The 22,975-nt window shown below is 71.1% G+C and carries 18 protein-coding genes; 10 read left to right on the forward strand and 8 right to left on the reverse strand.

Annotated elements, in window-relative coordinates; translation table 11 throughout:
* The first annotated feature begins 63 nt into the window (after positions 1 to 63).
* From D7X12_RS11000 to D7X12_RS11020, 5 genes are all read left to right on the forward strand, one after another.
* Positions 64 to 957: an undecaprenyl-diphosphate phosphatase gene (locus D7X12_RS11000; RefSeq protein ID WP_120625222.1), complete on the forward strand. Its 894-nt coding sequence runs from the start codon at positions 64 to 66 to the stop codon at positions 955 to 957.
* A gap of 14 nt (positions 958 to 971) precedes the next feature.
* Positions 972 to 1,595 (forward strand): NUDIX hydrolase, encoded by a 624-nt coding sequence (locus tag D7X12_RS11005; protein WP_120625251.1) that lies wholly within the window; start codon positions 972 to 974, stop codon positions 1,593 to 1,595.
* Positions 1,596 to 1,697: 102 nt separating this feature from the next.
* Positions 1,698 to 2,639, forward strand: a complete 942-nt coding sequence (locus D7X12_RS11010) for a methyltransferase (RefSeq protein ID WP_244224484.1) — start codon at positions 1,698 to 1,700, stop codon at positions 2,637 to 2,639.
* 2 nt (positions 2,640 to 2,641) lie between these two features.
* Positions 2,642 to 3,199, forward strand: coding sequence for a DUF488 domain-containing protein (locus D7X12_RS11015; RefSeq protein ID WP_208718947.1), 558 nt, complete (start codon positions 2,642 to 2,644; stop codon positions 3,197 to 3,199).
* 81 nt (positions 3,200 to 3,280) lie between these two features.
* Positions 3,281 to 4,699, forward strand: coding sequence for a serine hydrolase domain-containing protein (locus D7X12_RS11020; protein ID WP_120625224.1), 1,419 nt, complete (start codon positions 3,281 to 3,283; stop codon positions 4,697 to 4,699).
* Here the strand turns inward: D7X12_RS11020 and D7X12_RS44205 are convergent.
* The 3 genes from D7X12_RS44205 to D7X12_RS11035 all read right to left on the reverse strand — a co-directional run bounded on the left by D7X12_RS44205 (position 4,696) and on the right by D7X12_RS11035 (position 9,911).
* Positions 4,696 to 5,169: a hypothetical protein gene (locus D7X12_RS44205; RefSeq protein WP_244224485.1), complete on the reverse strand. Its 474-nt coding sequence runs from the start codon at positions 5,167 to 5,169 to the stop codon at positions 4,696 to 4,698. The two genes, D7X12_RS11020 and D7X12_RS44205, sit on opposite strands and share 4 nt — an antisense overlap.
* A gap of 527 nt (positions 5,170 to 5,696) precedes the next feature.
* Entirely contained in the window at positions 5,697 to 7,169 is a 1,473-nt protein-coding gene (locus tag D7X12_RS11030) for an MBOAT family O-acyltransferase (protein WP_120625225.1), read from the reverse strand.
* A 3-nt stretch (positions 7,170 to 7,172) separates the two neighbouring features.
* Complete coding sequence (locus D7X12_RS11035; RefSeq protein WP_120625226.1) at positions 7,173 to 9,911, reverse strand: GDSL-type esterase/lipase family protein; 2,739 nt, start codon at positions 9,909 to 9,911, stop codon at positions 7,173 to 7,175.
* Between the two features lie 178 nt (positions 9,912 to 10,089).
* Here D7X12_RS11035 and D7X12_RS11040 point away from each other — a divergent pair, with 178 nt between their 5' ends.
* From D7X12_RS11040 to D7X12_RS11055, 4 genes are all read left to right on the forward strand, one after another.
* Positions 10,090 to 11,151 (forward strand): mannose-1-phosphate guanylyltransferase, encoded by a 1,062-nt coding sequence (locus tag D7X12_RS11040; protein ID WP_120625227.1) that lies wholly within the window; start codon positions 10,090 to 10,092, stop codon positions 11,149 to 11,151.
* A 225-nt stretch (positions 11,152 to 11,376) separates the two neighbouring features.
* Entirely contained in the window at positions 11,377 to 13,662 is a 2,286-nt protein-coding gene (locus D7X12_RS11045) for a protein kinase domain-containing protein (RefSeq protein ID WP_120625228.1), read from the forward strand.
* 169 nt (positions 13,663 to 13,831) lie between these two features.
* Positions 13,832 to 15,202 (forward strand): phosphomannomutase/phosphoglucomutase, encoded by a 1,371-nt coding sequence (locus tag D7X12_RS11050; protein WP_120625229.1) that lies wholly within the window; start codon positions 13,832 to 13,834, stop codon positions 15,200 to 15,202.
* Between the two features lie 46 nt (positions 15,203 to 15,248).
* A complete protein-coding gene (locus D7X12_RS11055) occupies positions 15,249 to 16,184 on the forward strand; it encodes an ROK family protein (RefSeq protein WP_120625230.1) in 936 nt (311 codons plus the stop codon).
* Between the two features lie 124 nt (positions 16,185 to 16,308).
* On the opposite strand, the gene D7X12_RS11060 is transcribed toward D7X12_RS11055, so the two are convergent.
* The 3 genes from D7X12_RS11060 to D7X12_RS11070 are packed head-to-tail and all read right to left on the reverse strand — an operon-like array spanning position 16,309 to position 20,011.
* Entirely contained in the window at positions 16,309 to 17,433 is a 1,125-nt protein-coding gene (locus tag D7X12_RS11060) for a WD40/YVTN/BNR-like repeat-containing protein (protein WP_120625231.1), read from the reverse strand.
* A gap of 19 nt (positions 17,434 to 17,452) precedes the next feature.
* Positions 17,453 to 19,111, reverse strand: a complete 1,659-nt coding sequence (locus D7X12_RS11065; protein WP_120625232.1) for a DUF4135 domain-containing protein — start codon at positions 19,109 to 19,111, stop codon at positions 17,453 to 17,455.
* A gap of 9 nt (positions 19,112 to 19,120) precedes the next feature.
* Entirely contained in the window at positions 19,121 to 20,011 is an 891-nt protein-coding gene (locus tag D7X12_RS11070; protein WP_244224486.1) for a DUF547 domain-containing protein, read from the reverse strand.
* An 85-nt stretch (positions 20,012 to 20,096) separates the two neighbouring features.
* Here D7X12_RS11070 and D7X12_RS11075 point away from each other — a divergent pair, with 85 nt between their 5' ends.
* Positions 20,097 to 21,140, forward strand: coding sequence for a Rieske 2Fe-2S domain-containing protein (locus tag D7X12_RS11075; RefSeq protein WP_120625233.1), 1,044 nt, complete (start codon positions 20,097 to 20,099; stop codon positions 21,138 to 21,140).
* Positions 21,141 to 21,146: 6 nt separating this feature from the next.
* Here the strand turns inward: D7X12_RS11075 and D7X12_RS11080 are convergent, their stop codons facing one another.
* Complete coding sequence (locus D7X12_RS11080) at positions 21,147 to 21,359, reverse strand: hypothetical protein (protein WP_120625234.1); 213 nt, start codon at positions 21,357 to 21,359, stop codon at positions 21,147 to 21,149.
* A gap of 146 nt (positions 21,360 to 21,505) precedes the next feature.
* A complete protein-coding gene (locus tag D7X12_RS11085) occupies positions 21,506 to 22,897 on the reverse strand; it encodes a TolC family protein (protein WP_120625235.1) in 1,392 nt (463 codons plus the stop codon).
* Between the last annotated feature and the right edge of the window lie 78 nt (positions 22,898 to 22,975).

Genomic DNA, 22,975 nt, shown 5'->3' on the forward strand with positions numbered 1-22,975 from the left:
GGTGGGGAACCTTCGCGCTTGCGGGGCAGGGAGGCAGGGCTTATCCCTGGCGCACCGCCCCCTATGAGCCTCCTCGAAGCCATCGTCCTGGGTCTGGTCCAGGGTCTCACGGAGTTCCTGCCCATCAGCTCCACCGCGCACCTGCGCATCGCACCGGAGCTGTTCGGCTGGCGCGACCCGGGGGCCGCGTACTCGGCCATCATCCAGCTGGGCACGGTGGCCGCGGTGCTCATCTACTTCCGCCGCGACATCGTTTCGTTGATGGGGGCGTTCTTCAAGGGCCTGGCCCGCCGCGAGCCGTTCGGCACGCTGGAGTCGCGGCTCGCGTGGTTCGTGCTGGTGGGCACGCTGCCCATCGGCATCTGTGGGCTGGCGTTCAAGAAGCTCATCGAGACGCAGTTCCGTTCGCTCTACGTCATCGCGTTCAGCCTCATCGTGCTCGCGGTGGTGCTGTTCATCGTGGAGAAGCGCGCGTCACACACGCGCACGGTGGCGGACATGACGTGGCGGGACGGCATCCTCATCGGCCTCTGGCAGGCGCTGGCGCTGGTGCCGGGCTCGTCGCGGTCCGGCACGACGCTCACGGGCGGCCTGTCGCTGGGGCTCAAGCGCGAGGACGCGGCGCGCTACTCGTTCCTGCTGTCCATTCCGGCGACGACGCTGGCGGGCATCTTCGAGCTGAAGCATTTGTTGGAAGCGACGACGCGGCCGTCCACGGAGGCGCTCGTGGTGGGCACGCTGGTGGCGTTCGCGTCGGGCATGGGGGCCATCGCGTGGCTTTTGAACTTCCTGAAGCGCCGCACCACCTTGGTATTCGTGGTGTACCGCATCGTGCTGGGCGTGCTGCTGCTGGGGTTGTTGCAGGCGAGCGTGCTCAAGCCCATGTCGGGCGTGGAGAACCTGTCGACGCCGGACGCGCCGAAGGATCCGCCGGTGGAGAAGCAGATCACGGATTGAGGGAGGCGGAAGGCGTGCGCGTGGAGGGGCTGTTCCAGACGTTGCAGACGCAGCTGGTGGCGCGGCCGCCGCGGACGTTCGAGCTGCCCGGCCGGACGCTGCGCGAGGCGGCGGTGCTGCTGCCCCTGTTCGAGCGGGACGGCGTGCCCTACGTGGTCTTCACCCGGCGGCCGGCGCACCTGCGCACGCACGCGGGGCAGTACGCCTTCCCGGGCGGCGGGCAGGAGGCCCGGGACGTCACGCCGCTGGAGACGGCGCTGCGCGAGACGGAAGAGGAGCTGGGCATCGCGCGCGGAGGGGTGCGGGTGCTGGGCCAGCTGGACGAGACGCCGACGACGTCCGCGTACCGCATCCATCCCTACGTGGGCGTGATTCCGGGGGACGGCCAGTACGTGCCGAGCCCGACGGAGGTGGACCTGGTGCTGGAGGTGCCGCTTGTGCGGTTGATGGACCCGGCCATCGTCCGCGTGGAGCGCCACGCGTGGGAGGGGCTGGAGCACGACGTGCACTTCTACACGCACGGTGAGCACGTCATCTGGGGCGCCACGGGGCGCATCCTGCGCAACTTCCTGCAGCTCGTGGCCGAGGTGCCGGGCGTGCAGGCGCTGCTCGACGCTCCCCCGCCCTCCGGCCCCTGAGCGCGGTCGCCGTCTCCCGCTGGAGGCCCGGGCGGAGGGATGCCTTGTCGGGCGCTGGGGCACGTCCAACATTGGAGGGACTCGGACCTTCAAGGGGGCGACTTGGACGGTGGGCGCAGGGCGCAAGACGCCCGGGAAGCGGCGCTGGTGGCGCTGGGACAGGCCCTGCGAGCCGAGGGCTATGCCTTCACGACGGTGACCCCGGAGACGCACCGGCGGGTGAATGCGCGTCCGGAGGCACGGCAGGCCCGCACGCCGCGGGACGTGTTCGGGTGGAGCCGGCCGTTCGCTCGCGGGGTGTTGAGCTCCCGGCTGCAGGAGCTGTTGGAGCAGGCGGGGGAGCTGGAGACCCGGGACGACGGGCTGCTGCGCAGCCGGGTGCGGTTCTCCAGCCTGGGGCCGGGGCTGTATGCCCACTCCGCGTGGCCCACGGTGGAGGAGGACGCGGTCTTCTTCGGACCGGACACGTACCGGTTCTGTTCGCTGTTGCAGCGGGTGCCGGGCACGTTCCGGCGCGTGGTGGACCTGGGCTGCGGGTCCGGGGCCGGGGGCCTGTCGGTGGCGGGGCGGAGCACGGAGGTGGTGCTCGCGGACGTGAGCACGGAGTCGCTGGTGTTCGCGCGGGTCAACGCGGAGCTGAACGGCGTGCGGGCGGTGCAGGTGGTGCACTCAGACCTGCTTCGGGACGTCTCCGGACGGTTTGATCTGATTGCCGCGAACCCGCCGTATCTGGCGGACACGGGCGGGCGCACGTACCGGGACGGCGGGGGCACGTACGGCACGGACCTGTCGGTGCGCATCGTGCGGGAGGGCGTGGAGCGGCTGGAGCCGGGAGGGACGCTGGTGCTCTACACGGGCACGCCGGTGGTGGAGGGCGAGGACCTGCTGCGCACCGCGCTGGAGCAGGTGTGGCGGAGCGCGCCGCTCACGAACGTGTCCTACGAGGAGCTGGATCCGGACGTGTTCAGCGAGGAGCTGGAGAAGGAGCCCTACGCGGACGTGGAGCGCATCGCGCTGGTGGCGCTGGTGGCTCGGCGGGCCTGAGCATGGCCACGGGGATGCCGAGGCGGGCGCGAGGGTGGGGCGGCATCCAGGTGTTCGCGCTGGGCCACTCCACGCGCACGGTCGAGGAACTGGTGGAGATGCTGTGGGCGAACGGCGTGCGGACGCTCGTGGACATCCGCACGGTGCCGCGCTCGCGCACGAACCCGCAGTTCAACGTGGACGTGCTGGGCAAGACGCTGGAGCGGGCAGGGGTGGAGCACCTGCACCTGGCGGCGCTCGGCGGGCTGCGGCGTGCGCGCAAGGACTCGCCCAATGCGGCCTGGCGCAACCTGAGCTTTCGCGGTTACGCGGACTACATGCTGACGCAGGACTTCACGCAGGGGCTGGAGGCGCTTCGCGAGGTGGCGCTTCGGGGGCCGGTGGCCCTGATGTGCGCGGAGGCGCTGCGCTGGCGCTGCCATCGCTCGCTGGTGGCGGATGCGCTCTGGGCCAGGGGCGTCCCGGTGACGCACATCACGAGCCCGACCCGCGTGGAGCCGCACCGGCTCACGGCCTTCGCGGAGCTGCGGGGACGACAGGTGCTCTACCCGGCGACGTAAAGAAGACCTGCATCAATCGCGCGGTCGGGGGCTCCTGAATGAAGCCCACAGCCCATGATGGCGTGGGTGCCAGGAAACCCCATGCCCAACCCCTTGGAACCTTTCTCGGCCGGCGTCGTCCTTGCTCTGGGCCTGCTCACGGGCCGTCCCGCCGCCGCGCATGATTCGCTGCGGGAGAGGATTGATGCCTTCGTGCGCGCGGAGCAGATGCGGCAGAACGTGCCCGGCCTCGCCGTGGGCGTGGTGAGCCATGGGCGGGTCGTGCTGGCGAAGGGGTATGGCTTCGCGAACCTGGAGCATCAGGTTCCCGTCGGGACGGACACCCTCTTCCAGTCCGGTTCCGTGGGGAAGATGTTCACCGCGATGGCGGTGATGCTCCAGGTGGAGGCGGGCCGGGTGTCGCTGTCCGACAGCATCACGAAGTACTTCCCCGATGCGCCCTCCACCTGGGCCCCCATCACGGTGCGCCACCTGCTGACGCACACGTCGGGCATCCAGGACCTGGAAGGACTGCTGGACGAGCGCAAGGACTACAGGGACGAGGAGTTCGCCCGGTTCATCTACGCGCTGCCCCTGGAGTTCCCCGCGGGGCTGCGGTGGAGCTACAGCAACTCCGGCTACGTGCTCCTGGGCCTCCTCGTGAACCGGGTCGCGAACACCTTCTACATCGACGTCCTGGGCGAACAGGTCTTCAAGCCCGCGCACATGAAGACGGCGCGCGGCATCATCGAGGATGACGTGATTCCGAACCGCGCGGCTGGCTACCGCGTGTCCGGCGGCGTGGTGAAGAACCAGCGTTGGGTCTCGCCGTCCCTCAACACCACCGGGGACGGTTCGCTCTACTTCTCGCTGAAGGACATGCTGGCGTGGGACGCCGCCGTGGAGGAACTCTCGTTCGTGAGCCGGAGCAGCTGGCGGGAGATCCTCTCGCCGGTGAAGCTCAACAGCGGGGCCTCGCAGCCGTATGGCTTCGGGTGGGAGCTGCTGGAGCGCAATGGCAAGCCGCTGCACCAGCACACCGGTGCGTGGCAGGGCTTCAGGTCCGCCTACTCCCGCTTCCTCGGAGACGAGCTCTCCATCGTGGTGCTGGCGAACATCAACCGGGCGGACCCCACGGCCTTCGTGGAAGGCATCGCGGAGCTCGTCAATCCCGCGCTCGCGGAGCCCCCGCTCGAGCCTGTTCCGGACCGGGAGCCGCAGGTCACCGCCAGGCTCACGATGCTGCTCGAACAGACCCGGGCCGGAACGTGGAATCCCGCGGAGTTCGCATACGTCCCGTGGTGGTTCGTGCGCGAGGCCGGACCGCGCTACCAGGCGATATTGCAGGGCCTGGGGCCGGCGGGCCCGCTGGTCCTGGTGAAGCGGGAAGTGGTGGGCGATGACCGCGTCTATACGTACCTGGTGCGGTTCGGATCCGTGACGTACCGCTACGGCGTGTCGCTCATCCCGGATGGCCGCGTGTCCGCCTTCAGCCTGGTTGTGAACCAGGCGCGTCTCTAGGGCTGGTAGGGATAACGCTCGAGCTTGCCTTCGGGTGACACCGCGTAGAGCTCGAACCAATCGGTCTCAAGGCCGGTGACACCGGGGCCGAAGCCAGGGCACCGGTCCACACGGCGGTTGATCCGCACGAAGTACCAGCCGGCCTCCTGGCCGATGACGACTTCCAGGGCCTTGGCGGAGAAGGCGCACTGACCCTCGGACTCCTTGGGGAAGCGCTTCAGCACTTCCTGCAATGCGGCCTGCGCGGCCTGGATGGCAGGACCTTCCAGGGTCGCGAGCGGCGGCAGGTCTTGTTTCGGCCAGGGGATGGGCGCCTCCTGCGTGGAAGGCGCGCCTGCATCAGGGAGCCCGGTGGCGGACTGGGACGCCGCCGGGCTCGCGTCCGGCCTCTTGTTGCAGAGAGGTGTCCCCAGGAGGCCCGTCTCCACCAGCAACGATGCAATCAGCATGAACCGCGGCGCTTTCAGCATGAGGACACCTGGATGGCCGTGAGGCTCTAGGGGTGAAGGGCCGCGGAGCAGTCCGGTAGAACTCCCTGGGGTCTGAACATGCTGGATGGACGCGGGGTGCAGCGTGCCTGGAAGTTCCATTGCTTCCTACCGCCATCCCACCGGAAGACCTGGCCCTCCTGATTCCACTTGTAGAATCGGGGTGCATTTCGGTGTCCGGTGGCGAGCCCCCCCCACGCCGGAATCACCTGTCCTCGTTCGTCCCGCTCAAGCCTTCGCATCACATGCGTCAACCGCCCCAGGTAGCTCCAGCAAGGCGTGAAGCGTTGGGATGATCAGGTCGTCAGGAACGAGCGATGCGTGGATCAGGACAGCGGGGACCTCCGGCCAGGGGCCCGGAGCAATGGTCAGCCCCTCCAGGCCGTCCCGTCTGGGCAGCTCCGAAGAGGCGTAGTACCGGCGCGGACCGGCATTGGCGCACGCAATGCCCAGGCACGCTGCGACCCACCCGAGATGCCGCCGGACATGCCCCATCCGGCGCAGCGTACTCAGAACTGCAGGTACACGTACGGCCGCGCTTCCAGGGTGGACAGCTGCCGGATGCCCAGGCCGATGAGCACCAGCACCACCGCTCTCGCGGGCGCCGGCAGCTTCAGGAACGCGAGTGCCGTCTGGTCGTAGACCTTCATCGGCAGGGTGTGCGCGATGATGGCCACCGCCAACATGATCCACACCAGCGGACCCACGTTCGCGAGCCCCGGGATCCCCGCCAACATCCGCGCGTAGAACTCACCCGCGTGCGTCATGTCCGGCGCGCGGAACACCACGCGCGTCAACACCACCAGCGTGAACGTGGCCAGAATCCCCATGCCCGCGCGCACCGGCCCCGGCTCCGGCTGCTTGCCGCGGAACCACCACCAGCACCGCACCGCGCACAACGCCACGCCGTGCACCGCACCCCAGACAGCGAAGCGCCAGTCCGCCCCGTGCCACAGGCCTCCCAGCACCATCACCATCATCAGGTTGAACAACACCCGCGGCTTCGAACGCCGGTTGCCGCCCAGCGGGATGTACAGGTAGTCCCGCAGCCACGACGACAGGCTCATGTGCCAGCGGTTCCAGAACTCGAACAGGTTCTTCGCCAGGTACGGCCGCGCGAAGTTCTCCGGGAACTTGAACCCGAACAGCCCCGCCACCCCAATGGCGATGTCCGAGTACCCCGAGAAGTCGTAGTACAGCTCCAGCGTGTACGCGACCGCCGCCACCGCGCACTCCGCCGACGAGTACGCCTCCGGGCTGCCGAACACCGGATCCACGATGCCGCTGCCCAGCACGTCCGCGATGATCAGCTTCTTCACCAGCCCTACAGCAATGCGGAACATCGCCTTGCCGCCGTCATCCGGCGACAGCGTGGGCACCTGGCGGAAGTGCGCCATCAGCTCCGACGCCCGGACGATGGGCCCGCTCACCACGCGCGGGAAGAACAGCATGTAGAGCAGGTGCTCGATGAACGAGTGCTCGGAGCTCGCCTTCCCCCGGTACACGTCCACCGTGTAGCTGATGGACTGGAAGACGAAGAACGACAGCCCCACCGGCAACAGCAGGTGGAAGGGCTCCGGCCTCACCTCCACGCCCCACGGCCCCAGCACCGCCAGCGCCGTCCTGCGCAACAGCTCCAGGTACTTGAAGCCCGCCAGCATCCCCAGGTTGGAGACGATGGACAGCACCACCAGCAGCTTGCGCACGCCGGGCCTGTCCGTGCGCCCCAGGCCCTTCACCAGCAGGTGGTCCACCGTCACGCCCGCCAGGAAGATGAGCAGCGGGAGCCCCGCGAGCAGCAGGGCCTGCGGCGTCACGTTCCCCTGCACGATGAGCGTGGGCAGCTGCGTGAACCCCGTGTACAGCACGAGGCTCGCCACCAGCAGCACCCCCATCCGGGGCCAGAAGTGCCGGTGCACCGCCCAGTAGAGCGCGAACACCGCGATGACGAAGATGACGTAGTGGAGGCTGTGGGACAGCACGGCTCAGGGCGCTCCCGCGGCGGAGGCCGTCGGCTCGCCGCCCTTCTTCGTGGACTCGTACGCCGCCATCAGGTCCTTCACGAAGGCGTTCGCCAGCACCGCGTAGCCCGCCTGCGTCAGGTGCACGCCGTCCACGTGGCCCAGCGCCGACGGCTGCCGCTGCCAGCGCTGCATGGAGCGCTCGCCGCCCATCGCCGCTCGCGCGGACCAGTACGCACACCCCGCGTCCTTCGCCACCTGCGGCAGCGTCGCCAGCACCTTGCCCAGCGACGGCGCCTCCGTCCAACGGCCGTCCGCGTCCTGCTGCAACCGGTCCGTGGGCCCGATGAGCAGGCACTCCGCGCCCGTCGCCTTGCGCAGCCGTGACACCAGCGCCGCGTAGTCCTGGCGCAGCGCTCCCGCGTCCAGGCCCGGCAGCTCCGCCTCGTTGGTGCCGTACCAGAACACCAGCAGGTCCGGCCGGCGCGCCGTGAGCTGCGCGTCCAGCGCTGGTGCATCCATGTCCCGCGCCGTGAAGGCCGTGGCCCCGGGCAACCCCAGCGCGTCGTACACCAGCCCCGGCGTGTCGTACTCCAGCGACGCGCCCAGCACCGTCGCGGACCCGCCGCCCTCCGGCACCGTCACCTGCACCGTGTGCGCGGGCCCCGTCACCGGGAAGGAGCGGATGCGCACCGTGGGCTTCGTCAGCGGTTCGGGCGGCGGTGCCTCCGGGGCAATCAGCTCCCCGTCCACGCGGATCTCCGGCGCCGCGGCGTCTGGCGCGTCCAGCGCGTACAGGTCCAGCCGGCCCGGCGTGTTGTCCTTGCGGCCGTCGCAGCCCTCGCAGAAGGAGATGCCCAGGCTCGCGCCGGGCGCTCCCACCGCGCGGATGCCGGTGAGCCCCCAGAGCCCTCCGGGCGCCGCGCCCTTCGCGTCCTCCACCGTCCACGGCCCGTCCAGCGTGCGCGCCACGTGCGCCGCCTCCAGCCGGGGGGACGGCTTGCCCGCCGCGATGAAGCCCCGCCCCGCGTCGCCGAAGCGCTTCGTCAGCGCGCCGCGCACGGTGTCGGAGAAGAAGTGCGCCGCCGTGTGCGAGGCGCCCAGTTGAGCGATGCCCACGCGCAGCTTCGCGCCCGACTCGCGGCGCGCCAGCGATTCGAACGTGCGCTTCAGCGCCGGGGTCGCGTTCTGCAGGCCCGACATGTCCGCCGGGATGCGCGGCGGATGCGTGCGCGCGAAGGCCCGCTGCAACGCCAGGTCGAACAGGTGGCCCAGCAGGTTGGAGCCGCGCACGCGCGGGTGCACCAGGTCCTCCAGCATCAGGCCCGACTCCAGCCACTTGAGCGCGGAGCCCTCGCCGCCCATCGCGGCCAGCGTGTCGTAGTACGCGCAGCCACCCTGGCGCGCCTCCTCGCGGAACACCGCGGCCACCTGCGCCGAGTGCCGGCGCGTGACCAGCTCGCCGCTCATCGTGCGCACGCCCGCGTCGATGGGCGACATCACGAGGCACGCCGCGTCCGGCACCGACGTGCGCACGCGCGACACCAGCGCCTTCATCTGCGCGCGCACCTCGTCCACCGTGGTGCGCTCGCGCGACAGGAAGAACGCCTCGTTGCCGCCCACCATCAGCACCACCAGCGACGGCTTGCGGTGCCGCAATTGCGCGCGGAAGGCCGCGGGCTGCGCGCGCAGGTACACCTCCGCCATGCCGCCCAGCAGGCCCACCGTGTCGTAGACGACGCCCGGCGTGCCCGACTCCAGCGAGACGCCGTGCAGCTCCGTCTTGCCGCTGGCCGTGAGCGTCAGCGTCTTCGCGCCCTCCGGCAGCTTCAACCGCGCGAAGGCCGCCTCCGCCTTGGGCCCGAACGCGCGCGTCTGGATGCGCTGCGTGGGCTTGCCGTCCACCGACACCTGCACGGAGCCGTTGGCCGGCTGGGCGAGGAAGAACAGCTCCGCCTGGCGCGAGCCCTCCACGGAGAAGCGCGTGCCCTGCGAAGGCCCGCTGGTGGAGAAGGCCACGCCCGTCCAGCCCACGCGGTCCTTCGGCCAGTGCGTGTCCACCAGCCGCTCCATCTTCCAGCCGTCCGTGCTCGCGGTGCCCGCGCGCGTGGCGCGGCCGGCGCTCGCCAGCCGGTGGATGTAGAGGAAGCCCGGGCCGCCCGAACCGAAGCGCTCCTGGAGCCGGTCGCGCACCACGTCCGTGATGTAGTCGGAGGCGATCAGCGAATCGCCCAGGTGCACCACCCGCACCGGCGTGCGCCGCGTGTCCGAGCGCAAATCCCCCAGCGCGCGCATCAGCGGCGCGAGGCCGTCCTCTTCACACGCGCCGTCCGCGCGCGCCTTGCGGCAGTTGAGCTCGATCTCCACGTGCTTCGCGCCCATGCGCTCGCGCAGCGCTTCCAGCTCCAGCGCGTTCGCGAGCGTGGGAGCGCTCAGCTCCTCCAGGCCGATGCCGGGCACCGCGGGCGCTTCGCCCACGTCCGGGCCGGCCTGCGGATCCGTGTCGGCGCCGGCGGTGTCCGCTTCCGCGAGCGCGGAGGGCGGAGCGTCCGGGGCCATCGTGTCGGCGGGGGGGCGCGGGGCCTTCACGCCGCGCAGGGACGCCGGCAGCGCGAGCGCCACCAGCTTGGGCCCGAGCGACCCTTCCTGGCGAAGGCTGGGAAGGGGGCGGAACTTCTCCGGCAGTGGGGCCAGGGACAACCCCACCGTCAGCAGCACGGTGAAGGCCAGCGTCCACCCGGTGGATGTGGGCTTGAGACTCAACGGGGGGGCATGAGACTGGCTTTTCGGGGGCGGGTCAAAACTCTGCCCACATCCGCGCGCCCCATCGCCTGTCGAGCAGCCGGCCGGGCCCCCTTCCTCCCACGGCGCGAAGCGCTATGGTGCGCCGCCGTTCGCGCCAGGTGTGGCCTGGCGCCCTCCAGGAGCTCTTACCCCGCATATGGCCCTCTATCCCGTCATCATGGCCGGAGGCTCCGGCACCCGCTTCTGGCCGCTGTCCCGCCAGGCCCGTCCGAAGCAGTTCCTCCCGCTCGCCTCCAAGCTGCCGCTGCTCACCGACACCGCGCTGCGCCTCAAGGGCCTGGCGCCGGTGAAGAACACCTTCATCGTGTGCGGCCCCGTGCACGCGAAGACGGCCGCGAAGCTGGTGAAGGGCATCCCCAAGGCCAACCTCCTGGTGGAGCCCGTGGCGCGCAACACCGCGCCCGCCATCGCGCTCGCCGCCCTCCAGGTGGCCGCGCGCGACCCGAAGGGCATCCTCGCGGTGCTGCCGTCGGACCACCACGTCGCGGACGTGAAGGGCTTCCAGCGCACGCTCGCGGAGGCCGCGCGCATCGCGGAGGGCGGCCACATCGTCACGCTGGGCATCAAGCCCGCGCGCCCGGAGACGGGCTACGGCTACATCCAGGTCGGTGACGCGCTGGCCGGCGGCGGCCGCCGCGTGAAGGCCTTCAAGGAGAAGCCCGACCTCAAGACGGCGCAGGAGTACCTGGCCGGCGGCGACTACCTGTGGAACGGCGGCATCTTCGTCTTCCGCGCGGACGTCATGCTGGAGGCCTTCCAGAAGCACATGCCGGAGATGAAGAAGGGGCTCGACGCGCTCCAGAAGGCCGCGGGCAAGCGCACCTTCTCCGGCGTGCTCAAGCGCGTGTTCCCGAAGCTGCCCTCCATCTCCATCGACTACGGCGTGATGGAGAAGGCGGAGAACATCGCGGTGCTGGATGGCGACTTCGGCTGGTCCGACGTGGGCTCCTTCGCCGCCATCCCGGAAGTGCGCCCCGCGGACGCGCAGGGCAACGTCGTCTCCGGCGACGCGGTGCTCGTGGACTGCACCAACTGCGTGGTGCTGGGCGACAAGCGCACCCTCGCCGTGGTGGGCCTCCATGACGTCGTGGTGGTGGACTCCGGCGACGCCGTCCTCGTCGTCCCCAAGGACAAGAGCCAGGACGTCCGCAAGGTCGTCGAGGCGCTCAAGGCGAAGAAGCGCCTGAAGCTCCTCTAGGCCGCATGTGGGGTGGAGGCCCACTGCGCCTCCTGTTTCCCCTCACACATTTCTACCCGGGGCCGCCTGTCATTTCTACAGGGGGCCCCGAGCCGTTTCCGGGGCTTGCTGGCACGTTCGGGCGGTTGGAGTGTCCGGTGATGGACGGAGGGCGCCCCCGGGCACGAGGCGCGGACGTTGCAAGCCCAACCCGCGTCCGCCCCATCCAGGGGGTGGCAGGCGAGGATGTCGATGGGCTGCAAGCGCTGCGTCGTGGACCACCAGAACGGGGAAGCCTGCCCCGTGGCGTCGCCGTCGGTCGCCGGGGATTCGCTGGAGGGCCAGCGTCACGGGCCGCTCCTGCTGAAGCGCCGGTTGGAGACGGGCGCGGTCGCGTCGGTGTACCTGGCGGAGTACGTGCCCACCGGGCACCGCTTCGCGGTGAAGGTGCTGCACGCGCACCTGGCGGAGCGGCCGGCGGTGCGCGCGCGGTTCATCTCCGAAGCGCTCGCCCAGCGCAACGTCGTGCACCGCCACGTGGCGCGCGTGCTGGACGTGCGCCCCGGTCCCCACGGCCTGCCCTGCGTGTTGATGGAGGCGCCGGAGGGCGAGTCGCTGAGCGCGATGCCCCTGCCGCTGTCTCCGGTGGAGGCGGGGGAGGTGCTGGACCAGGCGCTCGCGGGGCTGGAGGCGGCGCACGCGCGGGGGCTCGTGCACGGGGACCTCACGCTGGACTCGCTGCTCATCACGCGCGACGCGAAGGGCGCGCGGCGGGTGCAGGTGCGCGACTTCGGCGCGAGCGCGGTGCGGGCCGCGGCGCTGACGTCCGAGGAGCGCTCCCAGGGCGTGTCGGTGGGCTCGCCCACGTTCATGGCGCCCGAGCAGTGCGCGGGCATCTCCGGCGGGCCTCGCGCGGACCTCCACTCGCTGGGCGTGGCGGGCTACCTGCTCGTCACCGGGCGGCTGCCCTTCGGACTGGGCCGGTCCGCGGACGCGGTGCTGTACCCGCCGCACGCGCTCAACGCGAGCATCCCTCCCGCGCTGTCCACGGTGCTGCTGCGCGCGCTGGCCGCGCGTCCCGAGGAGCGCTTCGACAACGCGCGGGCCTTCCGCGTCGCGCTCGCGGAGGCGCTGGGCACGGAGGTCGGTGTGCGGGATGCGTCGGCGGATGCGCGCGAGGACGCTTCGGAGGAGTTCGTGGTGGACGTGGAGCACGACGCGGCGGACGACATTGAAATCACCGAGGACGTGCCCGCGTGGGGCGCGTCCGCGTCGTCCATGGAAGACGCGGCGCTGCGCGCGGCGGACGACGGGGCTTCCCCGGCCCACGCGGGCAAGGTGGCCATGCGCGCGGAGGTCGCCGCGTTCTGGTCGTCGGCCGTGGCTCTGCTGGGGCCCGCCGAGCGGGAGGCCTCCGCCGCCAGCACCGTCCCGGTCGCGGCGGCGCCGGCGCATGCGACCTCCACGCTGGGGTCCGCGGCGATTCCGTTCATGCACCTGGCGCCCTCCGTGGACGCCGCTCCGGTGGTGATGGACGGCCTGTCCCGGAACGTGGTGCCCATCGCGCTGGTGGACCGGGTGGGGGACGCTTCCTCCGCGCCTGTCACGCCGGTGGACACCGCGGCGCCCCTGGAGGCCTCCGCGCCCCGCACGGACGCGCCGTCGGACCTGCGCGTGCGCCTGGGCCTCACGCCGGGCCAGGTGCTCCAGCCGGTGTCCGTGAGCGACGTCGCCCCCGAGGGCCTCTTCGCCGAGTGCCAGGGCACGCTGCCGCCGCTCGCCGCGCGCCTGCCGGTGGAGGTGTCCTTCCGCGGGGAGACGGCCGTGGGCGCCTGCGACGTCGTCCGCCACGTCACCTTCGACGAGGCGCGCACCTGGGACGTGCCCGCCGGCGTCTTCGTCCACTTCTCCGACGAGTACCCCGCCCTCCACCGGCTCCTCACGCGCGCGCTCGAAGAGGGCGCGGAGCCGGCGCCGGACGCGGAGCTGGAGCGCCTGCTGTCCCGCGCGGAGGCCGTGGCCCGCGACCCGTACACCCTGCTGGGCGCGAAGCCCGACGCGGACTTCGCCGACGTGCACCGCCGCGCCCAGGCCGCGCTGCGCCGCCTGGCCGTCTTCCAGGGCCGGGCGCTCCCCACGTCCCAGCGGCAGGCGCTCGAGGCCCTGCGGGTCCGCGTGCTGGCCGCGCAGCGCATGCTCGGCGAGCCGCTGTCCCGCGTGGGCTACGACGCCACCCGGGGCAACCTCCCGGGGCTCGCCCGGTGCGTCGCGGCCGGGGTGCCGGAGCCGACGATGGAGGCCCTGCGCAGCGCCTTCCTGGCCGCGCGCCCGGAGGTGGAGCTCAAGGCCCGCGCCCTCTTCACCCAGGGCCACGCCTTGGAGGTCCAACGGTCCGTGCCGGCGGCGCTGGAGTGCTACGCCGAGGCCCTGAAGCTGGACCCGCTGAACACGTCGTGGCTGAAGCACTACCAGTCCCTGCGGCAGCAGGTGCCGGCGGGGGCCGGGGCCCGGATGACCGGGGCCATGGCCTGATGGGGTCCATTATCGGACTCCCGGGGTAGGCCTGGCCCTCCAGGGGAGGGGCGGGCGTTCAGCAGTCGGAAGGTGGCGCTCGGGTGTGTGCAGCCCCCGGGCCCGCTCGTGTATGGTCCGCCGCCCTCCGCCGAGCCCTCACGGCCGGGACAGGGGTGGGGACACAGCCATGAACGCGCACATCTTCCGCGAGTACGACATCCGAGGTCTGGTGGACAAGGACCTCACCATCGAGGTGGTGGAGCTCCTGGGCCTGGGCCTGGGCACCATGATCCGCCGCAAGGGCGGGACCTCCATCGCGGTGGGGCGCGACTGCCGCGAGTCCTCCACGCGCTTCCGCGACGCGCTCGCCAAGGGGCTCACCGCCACGGGCCTGGACGTCTACGACGTGGGCGTGGTGCCGACGCCGCTGACCTACTTCGCGGCCAACACGCTGCCCGTGGACGGCCTGGCGATGATCACCGGCAGCCACAACCCGCCCGAGTACAACGGCTTCAAGATTGGCGCGGGCAAGACGACCTTCCACGGCCACGAGATCCAGGAGCTGCGCCGGCTCATCGAGGCGAAGGACTTCGCCACCGCGACGAAGCCCGGCAAGGTCACGCCCTACGACATCGTCACGCCCTACAACCACTTCGTCCGCCAGACGGTGAAGGTGGGCCGCAAGGGCATGAAGATCGTCATCGACGCCGGCAACGGCACCGGTGGCGAGGTGGCGGTGCCGCTGTTCCGCAGCATGGGCTTCGACGTGGTGCCCCTGTTCTGTGAGATGGACGCGAACTTCCCCAACCACCACCCGGACCCCACGGTGGTGGAGAACCTCCAGGACCTCATCAAGGCCGTGAAGGAGCACAAGGCGGAGGTGGGCATCGCCTACGACGGCGACAGCGACCGCATTGGCGTCATCGACGACCAGGGCAACGTGCTCTGGGGCGACCAGATCATGGTGCTCTTCAGCCGCTACGTGCTGAAGGAGGCCCCGGGCGCGGCCATCGTCGGCGAGGTGAAGTGCAGCTACACGATGTACGACGACATCGCGAAGCACGGCGGCAAGCCGGTGATGTGGAAGGCGGGCCACTCCCTCATCAAGGCGAAGATGAAGGAAGAGCACGCGGAGCTGGCCGGTGAGATGAGCGGCCACATCTTCTTCAAGCACCGCTACTACGGCTTCGACGACGCGGTGTACGCGTCCGCGCGCCTCCTGGAGATCCTCACCCACGAGAAGCAGACGCTGTCGCAGCTGCTCTCCGACGTGCCGAAGACGTTCGCCAGCCCCGAGCTGCGCTTCGACACGAAGGAGGAGAAGAAGTTCGCGATGGTGAAGCGCGCCACGGAAATCCTGCGCGACGCGGGCCATCAGATCATCGACGTGGACGGCGTGCGCGTGACGTTCCCGGACGGCTGGGGCCTCATCCGCGCGTCGAACACGCAGCCCATCCTGGTGCTGCGCTTCGAGGCGAGCACGGAGTCCCGCCTGAAGGAGATCCAGAAGCTCATCGAGAGCACGGTCGCCCGGGCGCAGTCCGAAGTCGGCGCCTGAAGCTTCCGGCGTTCCACGCGAAGCACGCACACGGAGGGAGCTGGCCATGCCGACGCTGGGAATCGACCTGGGCGGGACGTTTGTCCGGGCCGCGGTGGTGGATGCGAAGGGCGCGCTCATCTCGAGCGCCAAGGCCGCGGTGATGGACCGCACGCCGGAGGGCGTGGTGGAGACCATCGCCCAGGCGGCGACCGAGGCGGTGAAGACGGCCGGGGGGGTGAAGGTGGACGGCTGCGGCGTGGGCGCGGCCGGGCAGATCCACAAGGACAGCGGCGTCATCTCCGTGGCGCCCAACCTGGGCTGGCGCAACGTCCCGCTGGGCGAGATGTTGAAGACGCGGCTGGGCTACGGCGTGAAGGTGGTCAACGACCTGTCCGCCGCGGCGTGGGGTGAGCTGCACGCGGGTGCCGGCCGTGGGGCGCAGGACATGCTGGTGGCCTACGTGGGCTCCGGCGTGGGCAGCGCCATCATCGCGGGCGGCCAGCTGGTGAACGGCGGCGGCGGCGTGGCGGGCGAGCTGGGCCACATCAAGGTGGTGCCCGGCGGCCGGCGGTGCGGCTGCGGCGAGCATGGCTGCCTGGAGGCGTACGCGGGCGGCCACAACCTCATCGCCCAGACGAAGGAGCTGCTGGCGTCCGGCAACTCGCGCATCCTGGAGTCGCTCGTGGAGGACAACCCGGACCGCATCACGCCGTTGACGTTGGAGACGGCGGCGGACATGGGCGACCCGGGCGCGAAGGAGATCTACTCGCGCGCGGCCGGGTTCCTGGCCGTCGCGGTGGCCAACCAGGTGACCATGCTCAACCCGGCGCGGCTGCTGCTGGGCGGCGGGGTGCTGATGCACTGCCCGGGCATCCGGCTGCGCGTGCTGGAGGGTGTGCAGGCGTACGCGTCGCGGACGTCGCGCGAGGGCCTGCTCATCACCGACGCGGAGCTGGGCGACGACAGCGGCATCATCGGCGCGGCGCTGCTCGCGGCGTGACGTGCCAGGGGCGCGGGGCAGGCCCCCGCGCCCGTGAAGTGCTGAAGCGTGCGCTGAGGCTTCTTCTGTGCGCCGGGCGCGGGGGAGGCCCTTGCGCGCCCTTGGAGCCTCTGCTGCGTACGCGCTACGGCTTCTTCGGCGCGGTCTCCGGAGCTTCCTGGGGAGCTGCCTGGGGAGCTGCCTGGGGAGCCTTGCCGGGCGCCGCGGGGCGAGCGTCCACGAGCCGCGCGATGCGGCCTTCCTCGCCCACGGCGTACGCCGTGTCATGCGTGCGCGGCGGCGTGGACACGGCATGGAAGCCGGTGGCGTCCAGCGGCGCCCACGTCCTGCCACCGCCGTCCGTGGACAGGTCCGAGCCCGTGGGCCCCACCGCCACGAGGGACATCCCCCGGTTGCGCGTCAGCGCGGCCACGCAGGAGCGGTAGCCCCCGGGTGGGGTGCCCGGAGGCACGCTCCACGTCTTGCCCCCATCCAGCGTGAGGGCCACGGTGCCGGCCTTCTCCTCCGGCTGCTTGTAGTTGCCGCCCACCGCGATGCCCGCCTTCGGGCTCCAGAAGTAGAGCGAGAAGACGCCCGCGCCCTCGCCGGTGGCCAGCGGCGTCGTCGCGAGGGTCCAGGTGCGGCCCCGGTCCGCCGAGTGGAGCACGCGCGCCGCGGAGCCCCCCAGGCCGAACCAGACATGGGACGACCCCTGCACCGCGATGCTCGTGCCGCTGGCGGCGAAGCCCGCCTCACCGGGGAGCGCGGGGGGCAGCGCGCCCTCGGGCACGGGCTTCCACGTCGCGCCCCCGTCCTCCGTGGTGATGACGACGAAGTGTCCGTCCACCGGGTCGCTGAACGCGACGCCGTGCTGCTCATCCCAGAAGGCCATGCCGTCGAAGAAGGCGCCCGGCACCGCGTTGGTGAACTGGAGCGTCCAGTGCGCGCCCCCGTCCGTCGTCTTGTAGATGCGCGACTTGTCGCCCGTGCCGATGGACAGGAGGTACGCGGTCCGCTCGCTGAAGGCATCCACGTCGCGGAAGTCGAGCGCCTCCGCGCCCGGCACGGTGGCCGCCTTCCACGTCTTGCCTCCGTCCGTGGTGCGCACGAAGGTGCCCTTGTCCCCGCTGGCCCAGGCGACGCGCTTGTCCACCGCGCTGACCCCGCGCAGCCGCACCGTCGTCCCGCTCACCTGCGGCTCCCACTTCACGTCCGCGCCCCCTGCTCCCAGGGCCAGCCCCAGCGCCAACCACATGCCTGCCGTCGTCATGTCCCGTGTTCCTCTCGCCTCAGACCAGCGGACCGCACCCGAGATTGGCCTCCAGCGCGGTCTTCAACCGGGCCTTGAGGTTGGTGACGCCCTGGGCCGTGCTCAGGCGGTTCATCTCGTTCCACACCTCCGTGAGGTGCGCCACGGAGACGCCGCCCGCGGTCGCGGTGCCATAGGTGACGCCCAGCGTCCCCGTCGGGTCGTAGAGCACCTGGCGGCTGTGCGGCTGGAACAGGGCGCCGGGCACCGCGTTGTGCTTGCCCCCGTACCACCGGAGCCAGTTGTCGAAGGAGAGGTGCGGCGCCTGGGCGTCGGTCTCCAGGTTCCCCTGGAGGTACCGCGTCACGCCGTTGACGTGCAGGCTGCACATGACCGTCGTGCTGAGGATGACCCGCGCGACGGGCGCGACCGAATACATGAGGCCAATCCACCTGTGGATGTTCGGCAGGCGCAGGGCGATGCGGTCCACCTCTTCCCGGATGCCCTGCAGGAGGACGTTCGGATACGTGGCCCCGCCAACCCAGGGCCCGTGCGCCCCCGTCCGGAAGCCCGCGTTGATCTCGGTGGGATCATAGGGGGCGGACAACTTGGAGATCTCCCAGGCGCCCTGGTTGTCGAAGGCCGGGGAGAAGACGCCCCCCACGTTGGTGTACTGCTGCGGGGTGATGTGCAGGACCCGGTTGAGCGAGGAGTGGTCGATGGGACCCACGCCCTGCCCCGGATAGGAGAACCCCATCTCCGCGTCGATGAGGTAGGGCCCGTCGTCCGTGGCCATCACGTTCTCCTCGTGGAGGTCGGTGATGCCGAAGAGGGCGGCCACCGTGATGAGCCGGCCCAGCTTCCGGAAGTAGGTGCCCTGGTCCACCAGGGCAATCACATTCGCCTTGGCGACCATCTGCATGTAGCCGTACTCACCCCGCTTGTGCGGCATGGCGACGATGCGGATGGCCGGCAGGTCCGGGTCGAGCGCGGTGAACAGGCTGTCGGTGTGCGGGAAGAGCTTGGGATGGTGCGCGTGGCAGACCTGGAACGAGGTCGGGTCGCCCATGAGCAGCAACTGGAACGTCAGGTCCGACGGCTTGTAGACGGTCCGCCGCCCATCCGAGAACCGCAGCAGCACCACGCGGTGTCCGGTGCGGTGCGGGTCGCTGCCCGTGACCGTCAGCCCGTTCAGGGTGCCCGTGATGCCGAAGGCCCGGTTCAACAAGGAGCGGTCGCGCTGGATCCGGCAGAGCATGTCCGAGCCGAACTGCACGTGGCCCGCCACCACCCGTTTGATCAACGCCCAGACGCGGTCCGTGGCCGTCTCCGCGAGCGTTGTCACGGTGCCGAGCAGGCCCCGGGCGAGGCTCCACGCCGTGCTCCCCACCCGGCCGGAGCTGATGTTGTCGACGATGCCCCACTCACCGCGCTCGGACTGCATCGCCGCGCACAGGCCCGGGCCGTACAGGTCCACCGCCGCCCGCATGAGGAAGTTCGAGGCGAGCAGCACGGGCAGCATGCCGCGTGTTCCCTGGATGCCGCAGGTCGCCTCCAGGTCTCCCACCAGCAACTGGAGCGCCTGCTTGACGAACGGCTTCGCCCGGTTCGGGGTGGGCGTCTCGCCTCCAGAGATGATCGAGTCCCGCAGGAACTGTGAGGCGTCGTTGAGGGCGGTGTTGATCTCTGCGTCGTACATGGCGGGGACTCAGGGGCGAAGAGGGGCCGAGGCGTCGGGCAAGGAGGCGTCCTCGGGCATGAAGGCGAGGGTGCACTTGTCCAGCTGCGTCCCGCAGGCGCGGTCCAGGTCGCCGCGCGTGTCACAGCCCGGGCGCTCCTCGCAGGTGTCCGGCAGGAAGGCCCAGACGAACTGGAGCACGTTGCCGCCCCGGCCCTCCGGCAGCGCGGCGAGGAAGTCCTGCTGGCGCGTCTTGAACAGGGAGGCCAGGTGCACGGTGGTGCCCTCCATCCGCACGTGGCGCTTGTCCCCCATGAAGCGGCGGCTGGCGTCGTTGAGCTGGGCGTCCAGGAAGTCCGGCTGGTAGGGCGCGCCGTCCAGCCCGGGCCCGCCCCGCGTCCCCCGGAAGAGGGCGAAGTGCACGCGCGGGTCGGCGTACTCGCCAAAGAGGATGCGCTGCTCCAGCGCCCACAGCGTCAGCCGCTCGCCGCCCACCGGCCACGCGCGGCCCCAGTAGAAGCGGCCGAACCACGACGCCGCCACGCCGTCCGGGTAGCCGTCCACCAGGTGCTGCAACACCAGCGCGTTGTACGCGTTGATCCAATACGAAAGTCCGTCCTCGGGCGTGGGGAACAGCTCCGGCCGGTTGTGCGGCGACACCGACGCGAGCGACGCGACGAACCGGTCCAACGCCGCGCGCTCCCGCACGAGCCCCCCGAAGTCCACGTCCCCGCCAGGCCGCACGGGGTCCAGCGCCCGGGCGTAGTCGTGGTAGCCGAAGGGCCCGGCCAGCGGGGGCACCGGGGCCGGCAGTGCGCCCCGCGCGTACAACGCCGCCCCCGTGACGAGCACCGCCAGCAGGGCCAGGGCCCCCAGGGCGAGCCAGCGGGCCCGGTGGCGGGAAGGGACGGGAGCATTCACGGCGCCGCAGTATGCCACCCGCCAGGACCGGAACCGGGAAGACCCACCGGGGTCAGCCCCGACAGGCCGCTATACTCACCCTTCCATGGAGCCTACCCCCGACGTTGTCCGGCACTTCCACCCGGTGCTCCCCTCCCATCAGCTCCGCCGCCGGCCCGTCCGCGTGGAGCTGGGGGGCCATGCCTATGCCCTCTTCCGAGACGCCTCCGGCCAGCCCGCGGCGCTGTCCGACGCCTGTCCCCACCGCTTCGCGCCGCTGTCGAAGGGGACGGTGACGAAGGAGGGCCAGCTCCAGTGCCCGTACCATGGCTGGCGCTTCGACTCGAAGGGCCAGGGCTCCAACCCCAGCCAGCCGGAGCTGCGCCACTGCGAGGCGAAGAGCTTCCAGGTGGTGGAGCGCCATGGCTACCTGTGGCTCGCGCGCTCGGACACGCCCCTGTCCGCGATGCCGGAGCTGTCCGGCGAGGACTACGTCTTCGGGGGCACCTTCTCCACGCTGTTCGAGGCGCCGCTGCACGTGTCGCTCGACAACTTCAGCGAGGACGAGCACACGCCCTACGTGCACACCCGGCTGGGGTGGAGCGGCCCGCAGACGGGCGCGGTGGAGTTCGACGCGCACAACTTCGACGACCGCACGGAGGTGCACTACCGGGCCCCGCAGCGGCCCGCACCCATCATCCGTCTGCTGCTCGTGAAGACGGGGGACCTCTTCCACAACGACTGGGTGACGCGCTTCGACCCGGTGCGCAGCATCTACACCATCCACTGGACCTCCCCCGCGGGCGTGCCCCGGCCCTTCACCACGCAGGCGCACATCTTCTTCGTGCCGGAGACGGCGCGCACCACGCGCCTGCACGTCTTCTCCTTCCTGCGCACGACGGTGCCCGCGCTGCGGCCGTTGCTGCCGTTGGCGGCGAAGGCCGCGCTGGGGCTGACCTGGTGGGAGGTGCGCGATGACGCGCGCTTCATCCCCACCGTCGCGGACACGCCCTACAGCCACAAGGGCATGCGGCTGGACAAGTACGACAAGCCGCTCGTCCACCAGCGCAAGCTGATGGAGCGCATCTACTACGCGCACGACCCGGCGCCGGTGACGACGCCCCACGTGCGCGACGTCAAGGGCGCCTGACGCGCGTCAGTGCATCGCGGGGGCGGAGTCGTCGTAGACGGGCACCGTCTCCCCGGTGCGCTCCTCGTGGGCGTTGCAGCCGCTGTCGCCCGACACCACGAGCGCGAACTGCTTCAGCTCCGGCTGGTTGCAGCTCTGCACTCCGTCCGCGCCCGGCTCATCGCCGTTGGCGGCGAAGAAGCGACAGTTCTTGCAGTTGCCCCAGGATGCGTCCGCCATGATGCCCTCCTCGTGGAAGTGGGTCCTGTCTGGAGGGTGGGGCTGACGCCGGACCCCCACAACGACGGACCTGCTCCTCGCCCGGGAGGGCAGGGGACCCGGCGCCCCAGGATGGGCGCCGGGAATTTCCCCTTCGAAGCTTGCGACTACGGCTGCGGCACAGGCTGCGGCTGCTGCTCCGGCGCGGGGGCCGGCTGCTGCTGCGCGGGCTGCGCCGAGACACCGGGCTGCGCGCCCAGCTCCGCCGCTTCCTTGCGCACCGAACCGGACTCGAACGAGCCCAGCGCGTTGAGCAGGCGCAGCGCGGCGAGGGACGCCTGCAGGCGCTCCGACACGAAGCCCACCTCCGCGTTGGTGAGCGAGGTGTTGGCGTCCGCGACCTCCAGGTACGTGGCGACGCCCGCCTGGAAGCTCACGTCGGTGAGGCGGTTGGACTCGCGCGCCAGCCCCAGGGCCTCCTCGGCCTTGGCGCGGTTGGCGAGCGCGTTCTCCAGGTCCAGCTTGGAGCGATGCACCTCTTCCTTCACGCGGGCCTGGGCCAGCTGCTGGCTCACGGTGGCCTCACGCACGCGCGACGACGCCTCGGAGAGGTTCGCCTCGCGCAGGCCGCCGTCGAACAGCGTCCAGCTGGCGGCCAGGGTGACGGCCCACGTCTCGTTGGAGCCGGCGAAGCCCGCCGCGTTGCTGATGCGGTAGACGCCGTTGACGCCCACGGTGGGCAGGTAGCTCAGCAGCACGCCCTTCTTGTTGATGCGCGTCAGCTGCACCCCCACTTCGGAGGCCTGCACGTCCGAGCGCGACTCGATCGCCTGCTTCACCAGGTCCTCCGGCGACGCCTGCGCGGGCACCTGCGGCTCCGGCGGCGGGGCCAGCTCGAAGTCCGGGTCGCGCTGGATGAGCGTGCCCAGCGCCAGCTTCAGGCTGGCGAGCGCGTTCTTCGCGCGCACCAGGTCCTGCTCCGCGCGCGAGCGGTCCAGCTGCGCACGCAGCAGCGCCACGCGCGTCACCGTGCCCGCGTCGAACCGGGCCTGGGTGTCCTTCTCCCGCGCCTGGTTGAGCTCCAGCAGCCGCTCCTGGGCGCGCAGCGCTTCCTGCTGCGCCGCGGCACCGTAGTAGGCCTGCGCCACGCCGAAGAGCACCTGCCGGCGCGCCGTCTGCGTGTTGAGCTCCGCCAGCTTCACCGACTTGTACGAGGCCGCGATGGCCGCCCAGAGCTGCGGCGCGATGATGGCCTGCCGCACCTCCGCCTGCGCACCCTTCTGGATGAGCGGCTGGATGACGACGCGCTGCGGGATCAGCTCCCCGAGCGGCCCGAACGCGGCCTCCACGTTGTTGCGCGTGATGGACGCGCCCACCGACACCTGCGGCAGGTAGCCCGACCAGGCCCTGCGCGTCGCGAGCGATGCCTGCTCGAAGCGCTCCTGGGCAATCTTCAAATCGAGGTTCTGCTGACGGGCCGACTCCAAGGCCTCGTCCAGCGACAGTACAGGCGCCGCGGCCAGGGCGGCCGACAGGGAAAGCGCCAGAAGGGTACTCATACCGCTTCGACCTCCTCACCGACCCGCGGGAGCGCGAGGCGGATCCGTCCAAAGAACGACTTCACGGCGACCTCTACC

The organism is Corallococcus sicarius (assembly GCF_003611735.1).
In the GTDB taxonomy this organism is placed as follows: domain Bacteria; phylum Myxococcota; class Myxococcia; order Myxococcales; family Myxococcaceae; genus Corallococcus; species Corallococcus sicarius.

Bases quoted from the DNA above. Each gene is read 5' to 3' on its own strand.
- D7X12_RS11015 (WP_208718947.1), top strand. From the start codon at position 2,642: ATGGCCACGGGGATGCCGAGGCGGGCGCGAGGGTGGGGCGGCATCCAG.
- D7X12_RS11085 (WP_120625235.1), bottom strand. From the start codon at position 22,897: ATGAGTACCCTTCTGGCGCTTTCCCTGTCGGCCGCCCTGGCCGCGGCG.
- D7X12_RS11055 (WP_120625230.1), top strand. From the start codon at position 15,249: ATGCCGACGCTGGGAATCGACCTGGGCGGGACGTTTGTCCGGGCCGCG.
- D7X12_RS11050 (WP_120625229.1), top strand. From the start codon at position 13,832: ATGAACGCGCACATCTTCCGCGAGTACGACATCCGAGGTCTGGTGGAC.
- D7X12_RS11045 (WP_120625228.1), top strand. From the start codon at position 11,377: ATGTCGATGGGCTGCAAGCGCTGCGTCGTGGACCACCAGAACGGGGAA.
- D7X12_RS11060 (WP_120625231.1), bottom strand. From the start codon at position 17,433: ATGACGACGGCAGGCATGTGGTTGGCGCTGGGGCTGGCCCTGGGAGCA.
- D7X12_RS11000 (WP_120625222.1), top strand. From the start codon at position 64: ATGAGCCTCCTCGAAGCCATCGTCCTGGGTCTGGTCCAGGGTCTCACG.
- D7X12_RS11065 (WP_120625232.1), bottom strand. From the start codon at position 19,111: ATGTACGACGCAGAGATCAACACCGCCCTCAACGACGCCTCACAGTTC.
- D7X12_RS44205 (WP_244224485.1), bottom strand. From the start codon at position 5,169: ATGCTGAAAGCGCCGCGGTTCATGCTGATTGCATCGTTGCTGGTGGAG.
- D7X12_RS11075 (WP_120625233.1), top strand. From the start codon at position 20,097: ATGGAGCCTACCCCCGACGTTGTCCGGCACTTCCACCCGGTGCTCCCC.
- D7X12_RS11020 (WP_120625224.1), top strand. From the start codon at position 3,281: ATGCCCAACCCCTTGGAACCTTTCTCGGCCGGCGTCGTCCTTGCTCTG.
- D7X12_RS11040 (WP_120625227.1), top strand. From the start codon at position 10,090: ATGGCCCTCTATCCCGTCATCATGGCCGGAGGCTCCGGCACCCGCTTC.
- D7X12_RS11080 (WP_120625234.1), bottom strand. From the start codon at position 21,359: ATGGCGGACGCATCCTGGGGCAACTGCAAGAACTGTCGCTTCTTCGCC.